Origin of the sequence: Tepidimonas ignava (genome assembly GCF_004342625.1) — a bacterium.
GTDB lineage: Bacteria > Pseudomonadota > Gammaproteobacteria > Burkholderiales > Burkholderiaceae_C > Tepidimonas > Tepidimonas ignava.
Map to the genome: position 1 here is coordinate 1 of NZ_SMAH01000002.1, position 14811 is coordinate 14811.

General features: G+C 67.0%; 12 protein-coding genes and 1 tRNA gene. 4 read left to right on the top strand and 9 right to left on the bottom strand.

What is annotated here, in order from left to right; translation table 11 throughout:
* The coding region (locus tag EDC36_RS01410; protein WP_243646423.1) for a thiosulfate oxidation carrier protein SoxY at positions 1–305 on the bottom strand (305 nt) is incomplete at its 3' end.
* A gap of 216 nt (positions 306–521) precedes the next feature.
* Positions 522–1118: an isochorismatase family protein gene (locus EDC36_RS01415; RefSeq protein ID WP_132961695.1), complete on the bottom strand. Its 597-nt coding sequence runs from the start codon at positions 1116–1118 to the stop codon at positions 522–524.
* Between the two features lie 73 nt (positions 1119–1191).
* Between EDC36_RS01415 and EDC36_RS01420 the strand changes: the two genes are divergently transcribed.
* The gene (locus EDC36_RS01420) at positions 1192–1785 is read left to right on the top strand and encodes a C40 family peptidase (protein ID WP_243646424.1); all 594 of its coding nucleotides are present in this window, start codon (positions 1192–1194) and stop codon (positions 1783–1785) included.
* A gap of 16 nt (positions 1786–1801) precedes the next feature.
* Here the strand turns inward: EDC36_RS01420 and EDC36_RS01425 are convergent, their stop codons facing one another.
* Together EDC36_RS01425 and EDC36_RS01430 are read right to left on the bottom strand one after the other, a co-directional pair.
* On the bottom strand, positions 1802–2023 hold the full coding sequence (locus EDC36_RS01425; protein WP_132961485.1) for an HP1242/YdcH family protein: 222 nt from the start codon (positions 2021–2023) through the stop codon (positions 1802–1804).
* A gap of 112 nt (positions 2024–2135) precedes the next feature.
* Positions 2136–4427 carry an arginine/lysine/ornithine decarboxylase gene (locus tag EDC36_RS01430; RefSeq protein ID WP_132961486.1) on the bottom strand — a complete coding sequence of 764 codons (2292 nt, stop codon included), beginning with the start codon at positions 4425–4427 and terminating at the stop codon, positions 2136–2138.
* Between the two features lie 32 nt (positions 4428–4459).
* Here EDC36_RS01430 and EDC36_RS01435 point away from each other — a divergent pair, with 32 nt between their 5' ends.
* From EDC36_RS01435 to EDC36_RS01445, 3 genes are all read left to right on the top strand, one after another.
* On the top strand, positions 4460–4879 hold the full coding sequence (locus EDC36_RS01435; protein WP_132961487.1) for an NfeD family protein: 420 nt from the start codon (positions 4460–4462) through the stop codon (positions 4877–4879).
* Positions 4880–4910: 31 nt separating this feature from the next.
* Positions 4911–5831, top strand: coding sequence for an SPFH domain-containing protein (locus tag EDC36_RS01440; protein WP_132961488.1), 921 nt, complete (start codon positions 4911–4913; stop codon positions 5829–5831).
* Between the two features lie 59 nt (positions 5832–5890).
* Positions 5891–5981, top strand: a tRNA-Ser gene (locus EDC36_RS01445).
* Positions 5982–5992: 11 nt separating this feature from the next.
* On the opposite strand, the gene EDC36_RS01450 is transcribed toward EDC36_RS01445, so the two are convergent.
* The 5 genes from EDC36_RS01450 to EDC36_RS01470 form a co-directional block, all read right to left on the bottom strand.
* Positions 5993–7684, bottom strand: a complete 1692-nt coding sequence (locus tag EDC36_RS01450) for an acyl-CoA dehydrogenase family protein (protein WP_132961489.1) — start codon at positions 7682–7684, stop codon at positions 5993–5995.
* Between the two features lie 116 nt (positions 7685–7800).
* Complete coding sequence (gene zapE / locus EDC36_RS01455) at positions 7801–8931, bottom strand: cell division protein ZapE (protein ID WP_243646425.1); 1131 nt, start codon at positions 8929–8931, stop codon at positions 7801–7803.
* A 45-nt stretch (positions 8932–8976) separates the two neighbouring features.
* Positions 8977–10404 carry a dihydrolipoyl dehydrogenase gene (gene lpdA, locus EDC36_RS01460; protein ID WP_132961490.1) on the bottom strand — a complete coding sequence of 476 codons (1428 nt, stop codon included), beginning with the start codon at positions 10402–10404 and terminating at the stop codon, positions 8977–8979.
* A gap of 19 nt (positions 10405–10423) precedes the next feature.
* Entirely contained in the window at positions 10424–11692 is a 1269-nt protein-coding gene (gene odhB / locus EDC36_RS01465) for a 2-oxoglutarate dehydrogenase complex dihydrolipoyllysine-residue succinyltransferase (RefSeq protein ID WP_132961491.1), read from the bottom strand.
* 88 nt (positions 11693–11780) lie between these two features.
* On the bottom strand, positions 11781–14663 hold the full coding sequence (locus EDC36_RS01470; RefSeq protein WP_132961492.1) for a 2-oxoglutarate dehydrogenase E1 component: 2883 nt from the start codon (positions 14661–14663) through the stop codon (positions 11781–11783).
* Positions 14664–14811: the final 148 nt, after the last annotated feature.

Genomic DNA, 14811 nt, shown 5'->3' on the forward strand with positions numbered 1-14811 from the left:
GCCAGCGGCGTCGGGTTCTTCTCCACCAACAGGTAAATCTCCGTCGTGTTGGGGATCTTGCTCACCGCACCCACCGGCACCACCGCACCGTTTTCAGCAATGTCCGGCGACACAATCTGCACCTGGTCGCTCGTGGCCGGCTGACCACCCACCGCGTTGAGCGCCTCAGCCAAACTCTTGCTCGCAAACGCCTCACGCGGCAGCGCCAGCGCCTGCTCGCTCGTGATCACCCCCAGCGACACCAGCGTCGCCACAGCCCCGCCGGCGCGCAACACCCGACGACGTTGTCTAGAAATGATAGACATGCTCCATCTCCTGATCGAAAAGGAATCGCAAACGGTCAGCAACCGACCGGCAGCCGATTATCGGATCCTCAGCATCGAGTTCACCATGGGCATTTACCCTAAACATTGCGATATTCTTATTTAGCGATAGCTAACCTCTATGATAGGCGCCGGCTTTTTCGAAGCCGCCCCCGTCCACGTCCCCGTGTTCTCAGGGGGGCGGTCCGTGGACAGCCGCTACTTCAGGATGGCCAGCGCCTGGGCGAAGCGTTCGTCGCGCGCGCTGCGCAGCCACTCGAAGCCCACCATCTCGGTGGTCACGAGGGTCGCCCCCTCGGCCGCCAGCCGGTCGAACGCCGCGTCGCGGTCACGTTCCCGGCGCGAGCCACAGGCGTCGGTGACCACCACCACCTCGAGCTCGTCGTGCTCCAGCAGGGTCAACGCGGTTTGCATCACGCACACGTGCGCCTCGCAGCCGGCCAGCACGACGGTGTGGCGCGGTGGCGCCGCTGGCTTTTGCAAGTGCCGTGGCAGGCTGCGCGCGTTGCCGGCCGGGCGCGGTGGCGCGCACAGGTGTTGCTGCAGAGGCGTGTCGCTGGCGTCAAAAGCGGCCTTGGCCCACACCTGCCGACAAGCCTGGCGCAACGTTGGGGGCATCGGGCCGAGCTTGTCGGGCACCTGTTCCGTTCCCCAGCAGGGCACGCCGAACAACGTGGCCAGTGCGGCCAGCCGGTTGGCACGGTCGAGCACCTCGTCGCCATGGGCGATGGCGGGCATGAGCCGCGCCTGGTAGTCCACCAGCACCAGCTGGCAGTCGCTTGCATCCAACAACATCATGGTCCTGTGGGTTGTGGTTGGCACCCGGGCGTTGACGTCGGCGCCGGCACCGGCTATCGTTGGCCGCATCATGTTCGACGCGACGCGATGGGGTGTAGGGTGGTGTGCAGCCGCCGCAGCCGCGGTGCTGCTGGCCGGTTGCGCGTCGCCGCCGCGCGCTGCCGCCCCCGCCACCACGGGGGCCGATCCTATCACGGACTGGTTGGCGCGCCGAGGCGAACTGGCGCCGCACGCCCCGCGGCCGATGCCCGACGATGCGGGGCGCCAGCGCGCCGGGGCCCTCGTGCTCGCGATGGCCTACGTTGGCGTGCCCTACCGCCGTGGCGGCACCGACTTCGACCAAGGCGTGGATTGCAGCGGCTTTGTGCAAAGCACCTTCCGCGAAGGGTTGGGGATTGCGCTGCCGCGCACCGCCGCCGAACAGGCCCAGGCCACCCGCCCCATCGGCGTCGATGCGCTGGAGCCTGGGGATTTGGTCTTTTTCAACACGTTGGGTCGCCCGTACAGCCACGTAGGTATTTACGTGGGGCAAGGGCGCTTCGTGCACTCGCCACGGCCCGGCGCCCAGGTGCGGCTGGAGCGCCTGGACGGCGCGTACTGGCGTGCGCGCTTCGATGGCGCGCGCCGTGTCGACGTGCCGTCGGTGCAGGCGCGCGCCGAGTGAGCGCGCCACGGTGGCCTCAGGCCGTGGCCGCGGCCTTGCGCAACAGATCGTACAGTTGGTCTTTCAGCAGCAGCTTTTCTTTTTTGAGCGTCTCGATTTGCTCGTGCGTGCCCGGCTCAATGCCCTGCTCCATACGCTGGATGCGCTCGTCGAGTTCGTTGTGTTTGTCGAACAGGCGCGCGAAGTGGGTGTCGGTGGTTTTGAGCTTGCTGATCAGGTCGCGGTACTCGGGAAACATGGTTGCACACTCCTACGTCAGGCCCCTGGGACCGATGACCACACTGTAGCGCATCCCGTGCGAGGCACCGCGGCCCGCGCGCGCAGGGTTTGACCCAGCGCAAGCGCGGCGGTCACTGGCGCACGCAGTCGGCGTAGTAGCGCTTGCGGCCGTCGAACCCCTCCTCCACCACCAGGCCGTGGATGTCGGTCTCGAAACCGGGGCAGCGCTCGTTGAACTCGCGCGAAAACTTCAGGTATTCCACGATCTTGCGGTTGAACACTTCGCCCGGGATGAGCAATGGGATGCCCGGCGGGTACGGCGTGATCAGCGCGGTGGTGACACGCCCCTCCAGCTCGTCGATGGGCACGCGCTCGGTGTTGCGGCGCGCGATCTGGGCGTAGGCGTCGCTGGGCTTCATTGCCGGCGTGAGGTCGCTCAGGTAGATCTCGGTGCTCAGGCGCGCCACGTCGTACTTGGCGTACATCTCGTGCACAAACTGACACAGGTCGCGCAGCCCCATGCGTTCGTAGCGCGGTTGCTTGCGGCAAAACTCCGGCATCACCCGCCACATCGGCTGGTTGCGGTCGTAGTCGTCTTTGAACTGCTGCAGCGCGGTCAGCAGCGTGTTCCAGCGGCCTTTGGTGATGCCGATGGTGAACATGATGAAAAACGAGTACAGCCCCGTCTTTTCCACCACCACGCCGTGCTCGGCCAAAAACTTCGTCACGATGCTGGCCGGAATACCGGTCGGCGCGAAGTCGCCCTTCAGGTTGAGGCCCGGGGTGATGATCGTGGCCTTGATCGGGTCGAGCATGTTGAAGCCCGGCGCCATGTCGCCAAAGCCGTGCCAGGCGTCTTCACCGTCGCTGGTTTGCACGCCATCGGCGTCGGTGCGCTTGAGCACCCAGTCGGTGGCGCGACCGATGCCCTCCTCGGCCAGCGCCTCCGGGCCCCAGACCTGGAACCACCACTCGTCGGGGCCGAATTCGGCATCGACCTTGCGCATCGCACGCCGAAAGTCCAGCGACTCGACGATGCTTTCCTCCACCAACGCGGTGCCGCCGGGCGGCTCCATCATCGCCGCGGCCACGTCGCAGCTGGCGATGATGCTGTACTGCGGGCTGGTGGAGGTGTGCATCAGGTAGGCTTCGTTGAACAGGTGGCGGTCCAGCTTTTGCGTCTGCGAGTCCTGCACCAGCACCTGCGACGCCTGGCTGATGCCGGCCAGCAGCTTGTGGATCGACTGCGTCGAGTACACCACCGAGTGCTGCGGCCGCGGGCGCTTGCGCCCCATCGCATGGTAGGTGCCGTAAAAGGGGTGAAACGCCGCGTGCGGCAACCAGGCCTCGTCGAAGTGCAGGTTGTCCACGTAGCCGTCGAGCATGCGCTTGATGGTTTCGGTGTTGTACAGCACACCGTCGTAGGTCGACTGCGTCAGCGTCAGGATCTTGGGGCGTACCTGCGCCGGATCCACCCCTTGCAGCAGCGGATGGGCGGCAATCTTGGCCTGGATCGCGGTGGGCTCGAACTCGCTTTGCGGGATCGGGCCGATGATGCCGTAGTGGTTGCGCGTGGGCTTGAGGAACACCGGGATCGCCCCGGTCATGATGATCGCGTGCAGCACCGATTTGTGGCAGTTGCGGTCCACCACCACCACGTCGCCCGGCGCCACCGTGTGGTGCCAGACCATCTTGTTGCTGGTGCTGGTGCCGTTGGTGACGAAGAAGCAGTGGTCGGCGTTGAAGATGCGCGCGGCGTTGCGCTCGGCTTCGCCGATGGCGCCGTTGTGGTCGAGCAACTGGCCCAGCTCTTCGACGGCGTTGCACACGTCGGCGCGCAGCATGTTCTCGCCAAAAAACTGGTGGAACATCTGCCCCACCGGCGTTTTGAGGAACGCCACCCCGCCCGAATGCCCCGGGCAGTGCCAGGAGTACGAGCCGTCCTCTGCGTAGTCCAGCAGCGCCTTGAAAAACGGTGGCTGGATGTACTCCAGGTAGGCCTTGGCTTCGCGGATGATGTGCCGGGCGACGAATTCCGGCGTATCCTCGAACATGTGGATGAAGCCGTGCAGCTCGCGCAGGATGTCATTGGGCAGGTGGCGGCTGGTGCGCGTCTCGCCGTAGACGTAGATCGGCACCTCGGCGTTTTTGCGCCGCACCTCCTGGATGAAGGCGCGCAGGTTTTGCACCGCCGGGTCGTCGTCGGGGTTGCCGCTGACCTCCTCGTCGTCGATCGACAAAATGAAGGCGCTGGCGCGGCTTTGCTGCTGGGCGAACTGGCTCAGGTCCCCGTAGCTGGTCACGCCCACGACGTCGAAACCCTCGGCCTCGATGGCCTGCGCCAGCGCCCGGATGCCCAAGCCCGAGGTGTTGTCGGATCGGTAATCTTCGTCGATGATGACGATAGGAAAGCGGAATTTCATAAGCACGCGAGTGTATGCCAAGGGGATGGCCGATGGATGACGCCACGCTGTGGTGGGTGCTGGCCGGCGCGCTGGTGGCGGCCGAGCTGACGAGCGGCACCTTCTTGTTGCTGATGCTGGCGCTGGGCGCAGTGGGCGGCGCCGTGGCCGCCCACGCCGGGCTGGGTGTGAGCCAGCAACTGCTCGCTGCGGCGGGAGTGGCGGGCATGAGCGTGGCCGCGTGGGCCTGGAGGCGCTTGCGCCACCGGGCAACCACCCCGCCCGCGGTGGCGGAGCTGGACATCGGGCAGACCGTGTACGTGGCGGCCTGGGACGCCGACGGCACCGCCCGCGTGCGCTACCGTGGCGCTGAGTGGGTGGCCGAAGCGCTGCCCGGCAGCCCGCCCCACCCTGGCGCCTGGCGCATCCACGCCGTGCACGGCAACCGCTTGGTCCTGCAGCCCGCCACCTGAACAAAAGGCCACACCCCAAAGGGAGCTCTCCATGGAAATCGCTTTCGTCGTCGCCGTCGTGGCGGTCATCTTTGTCGTCAAGTCGATCAAGGTCGTGCCGCAGCAGACCGCCTGGGTGGTCGAGCGGCTGGGCCGCTACGACCGCACGCTGGCGCCCGGCCTCAACTTCGTCGTGCCCTTCATCGAGAAAGTGGCCTACAAGCACAGCCTGAAGGAAATCCCGCTCGATGTCCCAGAGCAAATCTGCATCACCAAGGACAACACCCAGCTCAAGGTGGACGGCATCCTGTACTTTCAGGTCACCGACCCGATGCGCGCCAGCTACGGCTCGTCCAACTACGTGCTGGCCATCACGCAACTGGCGCAGACCACGTTGCGCAGCGTCATCGGCCGGCTGGAGTTGGACAAGACGTTCGAGGAGCGCGAGATGATCAACGCCCAGGTCGTCAACGCCATCGACGAAGCGGCGCTGAACTGGGGTGTCAAGGTATTGCGCTATGAAATCAAGGACTTGACGCCGCCTGCTGAGATTTTGCGTGCGATGCAGGCGCAAATCACCGCCGAGCGTGAAAAGCGCGCCCTGATCGCTGCCTCCGAAGGCAAGCGGCAGGAGCAAATCAACTTGGCCGAGGGCGAGCGTGCCGCCTTCATCGCCAAGTCCGAAGGCGAAAAGCAAGCCGCCATCAACCAGGCCCAGGGCGAAGCGGCGGCGATCCGCGAGGTGGCCGAAGCGACCGCCCAGGCGATCGAGCGCATCGCCGCCGCGATCCGGCAGCCCGGCGGCGAGCAGGCGGTGCAGCTCAAGGTGGCTGAAAAGGCCGTCGAAGCCTACGCCCGCGTGGCCCACGACGCCACCACGACCCTGATCGTGCCCAGCAACATGACCGAAGTGGCCACGCTGATCGGCTCGGCGATGCAGCTGATCGACAGCAAGCGCGCGCCCGCGGCGTGAGGAGGCGCCCGACGCCGCCAGCGGTCGGACTGGCCGTGTACAATGACGGGCTTCGACGCGGAGAGATGGATGAGCGGTCGAAGTCGCACGCCTGGAAAGCGTGTAGGGGTTAACAGCCCCTCGGGGGTTCGAATCCCCCTCTCTCCGCCACCCCGCTGAAGTCACGCCTCGGGCAAAGCTCGCGCCAAAATCGCGTCGGTGGCCCACGGGCGTGCGTCGATGACCCCCAACGTTTGGCCCACCGCAGCCTCGCCCAGCCGGGTGGCGATGAAGGCATCGGCCACAGCCGTCGGCGCACGCGTGCGCAGCAGCACCGCTTGGGCCAACAGCGCCAGGGTTTGCGCGATCCAGCGGGCTTGGTGCTCCAGCGCTGCCCCGTCGGTCTGGGTTTGCCAGGCGGCAGCCAACGTGTGCAACGCCCCCAAGGCCGCGGCATCCCCGTGCAGGGCCTGCCGCCAGTCGTTCAGCAGCGCGTGCGCCGCTTGCGGCTGCCGCTGCACGGCGCGCAGCACGTCCAGGCACATGACGTTGCCGGAGCCCTCCCAAATCGAATTGACGGGCGCTTCGCGCAGCAAGCGCGCCAGCGTCCCCTCCTCCACGTAGCCGTTGCCCCCCAGCACTTCCATGGCCTCGGCCGTAGCCGCGATGGCGCGCTTGCACACCCAGAATTTGGCCGCCGGGGTGACGATGCGCCGCCACGCCTGATCGAGCGGCGTCGCGTCTTCGCACGCCTGCGCCAGCCGCAGGCCCAGCTGCAGCGCGGCCTCGCTTTCCAGCGCCAGATCGAGCAACACGCCCCGCATCGCCGGCTGCTGCGCCAGCGCGCGCCCAAAGGCCTGCCGGTGGCGCGCGCTGTGCAGCGCCTGCACCAACGCCGCGCGCACGATGGCGGCGCTGCCCAGCACGCAGTTGATGCGGGTGTAGCTGGCCATTTCGACCAGCGTGGCGATGCCGCGCCCCTCCTCGCCGATCAGGATGCCCAGGGCGTCTTCGAACTCGACCTCGCCGCTGGCGTTGCTGCGGTTGCCCAGTTTGTCCTTCAGCCGCTGGATGCGCACCGCGTTGCGCTGCGCGCCCCACCAGCGCGGCACCCAAAAACACCCCATGGGACCGTCCGGGCCGATGCGCGCGCTGACCAGGTGCGCGTCGCTGCTGGGCGCCGAGTAAAACCACTTGTGTCCGCGCACGCGGTACACGCCACCGCGGCCACCGCCGTCCAGCGGCCACGCCGTCGTGGTGTTGGCGCGTACGTCGGAGCCGCCTTGCTTTTCGGTCATGCCCATGCCCACCCATATCGACGCCTTGGCCGGCAGCGGGATGTCGCGCGGGTCGTAAGCGTCGCTGAGCAGGGGGTCGCCCACCTGCGCCCACAGCGCCGGCTCGCGCCGCAGCAACGGCACCGCGGCCTGCGTCATCGTCGCGGGGCACAGCGTACCCTGCTCGATTTGCCCATGCAGGTAAAACCCGGCGGCCCAGGCCGTCCAGCGCCCCGGGCGGTCGTCGCGCCACGGCAGCGTCACCCACCCACCTTGGCGCAACAGGCCCAGCAGGTGGTGCCAGGCAGGGTGAAAGTCGACGGCGTCCAACCGATGCCCGCGCGCGTCGTAGGGGCGGTGCTGCGGACCGTGCACGTTGGCCGCCACCGCATCGGCGCGCGCTGCGGGGCTGCCGACCTGCCGTGCGTAGGTTTGCAGGCGCTCGGCAGCCCAGTGGGCACCGGCTTGCTCAACCGCTTCACGCAACGCCACGTCGGCGTCCCACAGGTCGTCATCGGCCCATTCCGGTACCTGGTTGACCACCGTGTGGGTGCTCCACAGCGCGGGTGAACGGCCCTCGGCCTCGAACACTGGCATGCCACGGTCTCCTCTACCCCAAGCGTGCGCCGATGGTAGGCCCGCGCGCCGGCGTCGCCAAGGGGGGGACCATGGCTGCGCCATCGCCTGCGCGACAGCGGCTGGCGCCGCCCCCGTCAGGTCAGCGCGGTGTCGACGTCGCGCCGCTGTTGGGCCAGGTACTCGGCCGACTGCATCTCGGTCAGCCGCGACACGGTGCGCGGGAATTCATGCGCCAGCGGCCCTTCGGTGTACAGCTGTTCGGGGGGCGTGGCGGCCGACAGGATCAGCTTGACACGCCGGTCGTACAACACATCCACCAGCCACGTGAAGCGCCGCGCCGCCGAGGCCATGTTGGGCGGCATCTGCGGCACGTTGCTGACCAGCACCGTGTGGAACTGGCTGGCCAGCTCCAGGTAATCGTTGTGCGAGCGTGGCCCGCCGCACAGCGTACGGAAGTCGAACCACACCACCCCGCCAGCACGACGAATGGCGCGGATTTCCCGCCCCTCGATGCGCAGCACCGGGTCTTCGTCGTGGGCCTCGGCCAATTGCTCGAAGATGGCCTCCATCTCGCGTTCGGTCGCTTCGCCCAGTGGGGTCAGGTAGGTGCGCACCTGCTGCAGGGCGCGACGGCGGTAGTCGGTGCCGTTGTCGACATTGACGACCTCCATCGTGCGCTTGAGCAGCTCGATGGCGGGCAGGATGCGGTCGCGGTGCAGCCCGTCGGGGTACAGCCCATCGGGGTGGAAGTTGCTGGTGGTGACCATGCCGATGCCGTACTTGTGCATCGCCGCCAGCAGGCGGTGCAGGATCATGGCGTCGGTCACGTCAGCCACATGGAACTCATCGAAGCAGATGAGCCGAAAGCGCACCGCCATGCGTTTGGCCAACGCGTCCAGCGGATCCACCGTGCCTTGCAGATCGGCCAGTTCCCGGTGCACCTCGCGCATGAATTCATGGAAGTGCAACCGGGTCTTGCGCCGCAGCGGCACGGCCTGGTAAAAGCAGTCCATCAAAAAGCTTTTGCCGCGACCCACCCCGCCCCACAGGTACACGCCGCGGGGGATGGGCAAGCGATGAATGAGCTTTTTGAGCGCGTTGGAGCGCCGTTGCTTGAAGTGGGTCCACTCGGCCGCGCAACGCTCCAGCGCCGCCACCCCGCGCAGCTGCGCAGGGTCGGACGCAAAACCGTGGGTGGCCAGCGCCGCTTCGTAGGCGCGACGCACCGGCCCCCAGGCCGCGTCGGCCGGGGGGGACGGTGCCACAAAGGTTGCTGAGGTGGTCACGGCGCGCCGCGCACAACCCTGGCGTCAGAAGTTGAGCGTGCGCTTGTCCACCGCCAACGCCGCTTCTTTGGTCGCTTCCGACAACGACGGGTGCGCGTGGCAAACGCGCGCGATGTCCTCGGCGCTGGCCTTGAACTCCATCGCCACCACCGCCTCGGCGATCAGCTCCGACACCATCGGCCCCACCATGTGCACGCCCAGGATTTGGTCGGTCGCGGCGTCGGCCAGGATCTTGACCATCCCGGTGGTGTCGCCCAGCGCGCGGGCGCGGCCGTTGGCCAAGAAGGGGAACGTGCCGGCCTTGTACGCCCGGCCAGCGGCCTTGAGCTGCTGCTCGGTTGCGCCCACCCAAGCCACTTCGGGGCTGGTGTAGATCACCCACGGAATCGTGTTGAAGTCCACGTGCGGGTGCTGCCCGGCGATACGCTCGGCCACCGCCACGCCTTCTTCTTCGGCCTTGTGCGCCAGCATTGGGCCGCGCACCACGTCGCCGACGGCCCACACACCCGGCAGGTTGGTGCGGCACAGCTCGTCGACGACGATGGCGCCGCGCTCATCAAGCTGCAGCCCCACCTTGTCGGCGCCCAGCCCTTCGGTGTTGGGCACCCGTCCGATCGAGACGATCAGCCGATCCGCGTCGAGCGTGGCCGACTCCCCCTTGGCGGTGGTGTAGGCGATGCTGACGCCCTTGCGGGTGGTCGTGACCTCGCCGACTTTGACGCCCAGCTCGATCTTGAGCCCCTGCTTGTCGAACGCCTTTTTGGCCTCCTTGGCGATCTGCTCATCCGCGGCGGCCAAGAACGTCGGCAAGCCCTCCAGAATCGTCACGTCCGCGCCCAGCCGGCGCCACACCGAGCCCATCTCCAGGCCGATGACACCGGCGCCGATGATGGCCAGTTTCTTCGGCACCGACGTCAGGCGCAGCGCGCCGACGTTGGACAGGATTTTGTCCTCATCGAACGGCACCCCTGGCAGCGCCCGTGCCCGCGAGCCGGTGGCCACGACAATGTGGCGGCCCAGCAGTGTGTCGGCTTGGGCGCCACTGACGGCGATCTCGTAGCCGCCCTCCACCGCCCGCACGAACGAGCCGCGTCCGTGGAAAAACGTCACCTTGTTCTTTTTGAACAGGTACAGGATGCCGTCGTTGTTTTGCTTGACGACCGCATCCTTGCGGGCGACCATCTTTTCCACGTCGATTTTGACGCTGCCGGTGCTGATACCGTGCTCGCCGAAGTGCAGCCGCGCGTGCTCGAAGTGCTCGGACGACTGCAGCAGCGCCTTGGACGGAATGCAGCCCACGTTGGTGCATGTGCCGCCGGGGGCCGGACCACCGGCCGGGCCGACCCACTCGTCGATGCAAGCCACCTTGTAGCCCAACTGCGCCGCGCGGATGGCGGCGATGTAGCCACCCGGCCCGGCCCCGATGACGACGACGTCGAAGGTTTGTGCCATGTGCGTCACCTCAATGGCGTCAGATGTTGAACAGCAGGCGCGCCGGGTCTTCCAGCGCTTCCTTCATCGCCACCAGGCCCAGCACGGCCTCGCGGCCGTCGATGATGCGGTGGTCGTAGCTCAGCGCCAGGTAGTTGATCGGGCGGATCACGATCTGGCCGTTTTCGACCACCGGGCGCTCCTTGGTCGCGTGCACGCCAAGGATGGCCGACTGCGGCGGGTTGATGATCGGCGTCGACAGCATCGAGCCAAACACGCCGCCGTTGGAAATCGAGAACGTGCCGCCCGTCATCTCGTCGATGCCGAGCTTGCCCTCCGCGGCGCGCTTGCCGAAGTCGGCGATCTTTTTCTCGATCTCAGCAAAGCTGAGCTGGTCGGCGTTGCGCAGGATCGGCACCACCAAGCCGCGCGGCGAGCCCACCGCGATGCCGATGTCGAAGTAACCGTGGTACACGATGTCGTTGCCATCGACGCTGGCGTTGAGGATGGGGAACTTTTTCAGCGCGTGCACGGCCGCCTTGACAAAGAAGCTCATGAAGCCAAGCTTGACGCCGTGCTCCTTCTCGAACTTCTCCTGGTATTTTTTGCGCAGCTCCATCACCGGCGCCATGTTGACCTCGTTGAACGTGGTCAGGATGGCGTTGGTGGCCTGGGACTGCAGCAGACGCTCGGCGATGCGGGCGCGCAGCCGCGTCATCGGCACGCGCTGCTCGGGGCGGTTGGCCAGCTCCGGCGGCAGCCCGACGGGGGCGGCCACCTGCGGCAAGGCCTTGGTGGGCACGCCGGTGGGGATGGCGGGTGCGGGGGCGGCAGCCGGCTTGGGCTGGGCCAGCGCGGCCAGCACGTCGCCCTTGGTCACGCGGCCGTCCTTGCCGGTGCCGGCCACCGAGCCAGGCGCCAGGCCATGGTCGGCCATCAGTTTGGCGGCGGCCGGCATGGCCACGTCGCTGCGGGTGGCCGCGGCGGGGGCCGCGGTGGCGGCCACCGCCGGCGCCGGTGCCGCGGCGGGTGCGGGGGCCGGCGCCGGGGCGGCCACGCCCGCCTTGGCTTCGGTGTCGATGCGGGCGATGACCTGGTCGGACACCACCGTGCCGCCGTCACCGACGACGATTTCGGCCAACACGCCGGCGGCCGGCGCCGGCACTTCCAGCACCACCTTGTCGGTTTCGATCTCGATCAGGATTTCATCGGCGGCGACGGCGTCGCCAGGCTTTTTCTTCCACTGCAGCAGCGTGGCCTCGGCGACCGACTCGGACAGCTGCGGAACCTTCACTTCAACGATGGCCATGGTATGCGTTTCCTTGCGATGCGTGTTCGGGACAGGTGCGGGGCGGGGCCGCGCGACAGGCCCCCCGCGCCCGCGACTCAGCGAGGCGTCACTTGCTCAGGATGAAGCCTTTGAGGCGACCGAAAGCCGCTTCCACCAGCGCCTTTTGCTGCTCTTGGTGAAGGTGGGCGTAGCCGACCGCCGGCGACGCCGAGGCGGCACGGCCCGCGTACCCCAGGCGCTGACCGTCCAGCATGTTCTCGTGGATGTTGTGTTGCACGAAGAACCACGGCCCCTGGTTTTGCGGCTCGTCCTGGCACCACACGATGTCGGTGGCGTTGGGGTAACGCTTGAGCTCGGCGGCAAACGCCTTGTGCGGGAACGGGTAGAGCTGCTCGATGCGCACGATCGCCACATCGTCGGCCCCCTTGTCCTCGCGTTTGCGCACCAGGTCGTAGTAGACCTTGCCCGAGCACACGATCACGCGCTTGACGCGCTGGGCGTTCTTGACCACGTCGGGGTTTTGCTCGCCGATGACGGTCTGGAACCCCCCTTTGGTGAACTCGCTCAACGGCGACGAGGCGTCTTTGTGGCGCAGCAGCGACTTCGGCGTGAAGACGACCAGCGGCTTGCGCAACTGACGCACCATCTGCCGGCGCAGCACGTGGAAAATCTGGCTGGCGGTGGTGGGCTGCACGATTTGCATGTTGGTGTCGGCGGCCAGCTGCATGAACCGCTCGATGCGCGCCGAGCTGTGCTCCGGCCCCTGCCCTTCATAGCCATGCGGCAGGAACAGCGTGATGCCGTTGACCCGTCCCCACTTGACCTCGCCCGAGGCGATGAACTGGTCGATCACCACCTGCGCGCCGTTGGCGAAGTCGCCGAACTGCGCTTCCCAAATCACCAGCGTGTTGGGGTCGTTGGAGGCGTAGCCGTACTCAAAGCCCAGCACCGCCTCCTCCGAGAGGATGGAGTCGATGACGACGAACGGGGCCTGGTTGTCGGCCACGTTTTGCAGCGGGATGTAGGTGCCCTCGTCCCACTTTTCGCGGTTTTGGTCGTGGATGACGGCGTGGCGGTGGGTGAAGGTGCCCCGACCGCAGTCTTCGCCCGACAGGCGCACGCCGTAGCCGCTGGCGACGAGCGAAGCAAACGCCATGTGCTCGCCCATGCCCCAGTCGACGTTGATCTCGCCGCGCCCCATGGCGGCACGATCGGCCAGCACCTTCTTGACCAGCGGGTGGGGCGTGATGCTGTCGGGCACCGTCGTGATGCGCTCGGCCAAGCGCTTCCACTCGGACAGCGGGATCGCCGTGTCGGCCACGTCGGTCCACTTCTTGCCGAGGAACGGCGCCCAGTCCACCGCGTACTTGCTCTTGTAGTTGGTCAGCACCGGGTCGACGGTGCGCCGGCCCTCGTCCAGGATCGCCCGGTACGCCTTGACCATCGCGTCGGGCCCGTCCGCGGGCAGCACGCCCTGCGCCACCAGCTTGTCGCCGTACAGCTTGCGCGTGCCGGGGTGCTGGGCGATTTTTTTGTACATCAACGGCTGCGTCAGGCTGGGCGTGTCCTGTTCGTTGTGGCCCAGCTTGCGGAAGCACACGATGTCGATGACGACGTCTTTTTTGAACGTTTGGCGAAACTCCACCGCCAGCTGCGTGGCCAGCACCACCGCTTCGGGGTCGTCGCCGTTGACGTGCAGCACCGGCGCTTCGATCATTTTGACCACGTCGGTGCAGTACAGCGTCGAGCGGCTGTCGCGCGGATCGGACGTGGTGAAGCCGATCTGGTTGTTGATGACGATGTGCACCGTGCCGCCGGTGTAGTAGCCACGCGTTTGCGCCAGCGCCAGCGTCTCCATCACGACGCCTTGGCCGGCAAAGGCGGCGTCGCCGTGCACCAGCACCGGCAGCACCTGGTCGCCCTTGCGGTCGCCACGGCGGTCCATGCGCGCGCGGGTCGAACCTTCCACGACCGGGTTGACGATTTCCAAGTGCGAGGGGTTGAACGCCAGGCTCAGGTGCACCGGGCCGCCGGGGGTGGACACGTCCGAGCTGAAGCCCTGGTGGTACTTGACGTCACCCGCGGGCAAGTCCTCGGGGGCGGTGTGCTCGAATTCGGCAAACAGGTCTTTGGGCATCTTGCCCAGCACGTTGACCAGCACGTTGAGGCGCCCGCGGTGCGCCATGCCGATGACGATCTCCTGCACGCCCAGCGCGCCGGCGCGCTGGATCAGCTCGTCCATCGAGGCGATGAAGCTCTCGCCCCCCTCGAGGCTGAAGCGCTTTTGTCCCACGTACTTGGTGTGCAGGTAGCGCTCCAGGCCTTCGGCCTTGGTGAGGTTTTCCAGGATGTGCTTTTTTTGCTCCGCCGTGAAGCTGGGCTTGCTGCGGATGCTTTCCAGCTTTTCCTGCCACCAGCGCTTTTGCGCCATGTCGGTGATGTACATGTACTCGGCGCCCAGCGTGCCGCAGTACGTTTCGCGCAGCGCGTTGAGCAGCTCGCGCAGCGACATGGTCTCCTTGCCAAAGTAGGTGTTGGAGACGTTGAAGACGGTTTCCAGGTCGGCGTCGGTGAAGCCGTAGAACGACGGCTCCAGCTCCGGAATGTCCGGGCGCTCGGAGCGCTTGAGCGGGTCGAGGTTGGCCCAGCGCACGCCCAGGTTGCGGTAGGCCGCGATCAACTGCTGGGTGGCCACGCGCTTGCGCGCGATGTCGCTGTCGGCCCCTTGCGCCACCACCACCGGCTGCGGCCCTTGCTTGGCCAGCTCGGCAAAGGCGTTGATGACCGGCATGTGGGGAATGTCACGCGCGTCGCTGCCGTCCACGGCGGGCACGTGTTGCAGCGCGTCGAAGTAATCGCGCCACGACTCGGGAACACTGGTGGGATCGGTGAGGTACTTCTCGTACAGCTCTTCGACGTACGGGGCGTTGCCCCCGAAGAGGTACGAGTTGGCGTTGAACGCCTCGTAGACGTTGGTCGTCTCGCTCATGGAATCGCTGACCTCCACTCCCCTGCGGGGAGCCTGCTGGTTGGAATCACCTTCCGCGACACGGCTGAACCGGTTGGCGGACGCGACTGTGACACTGGAAGGGCCGGTGCACACCGAATTGTGCCACCAAGCCAGCCTTTGCGGACGA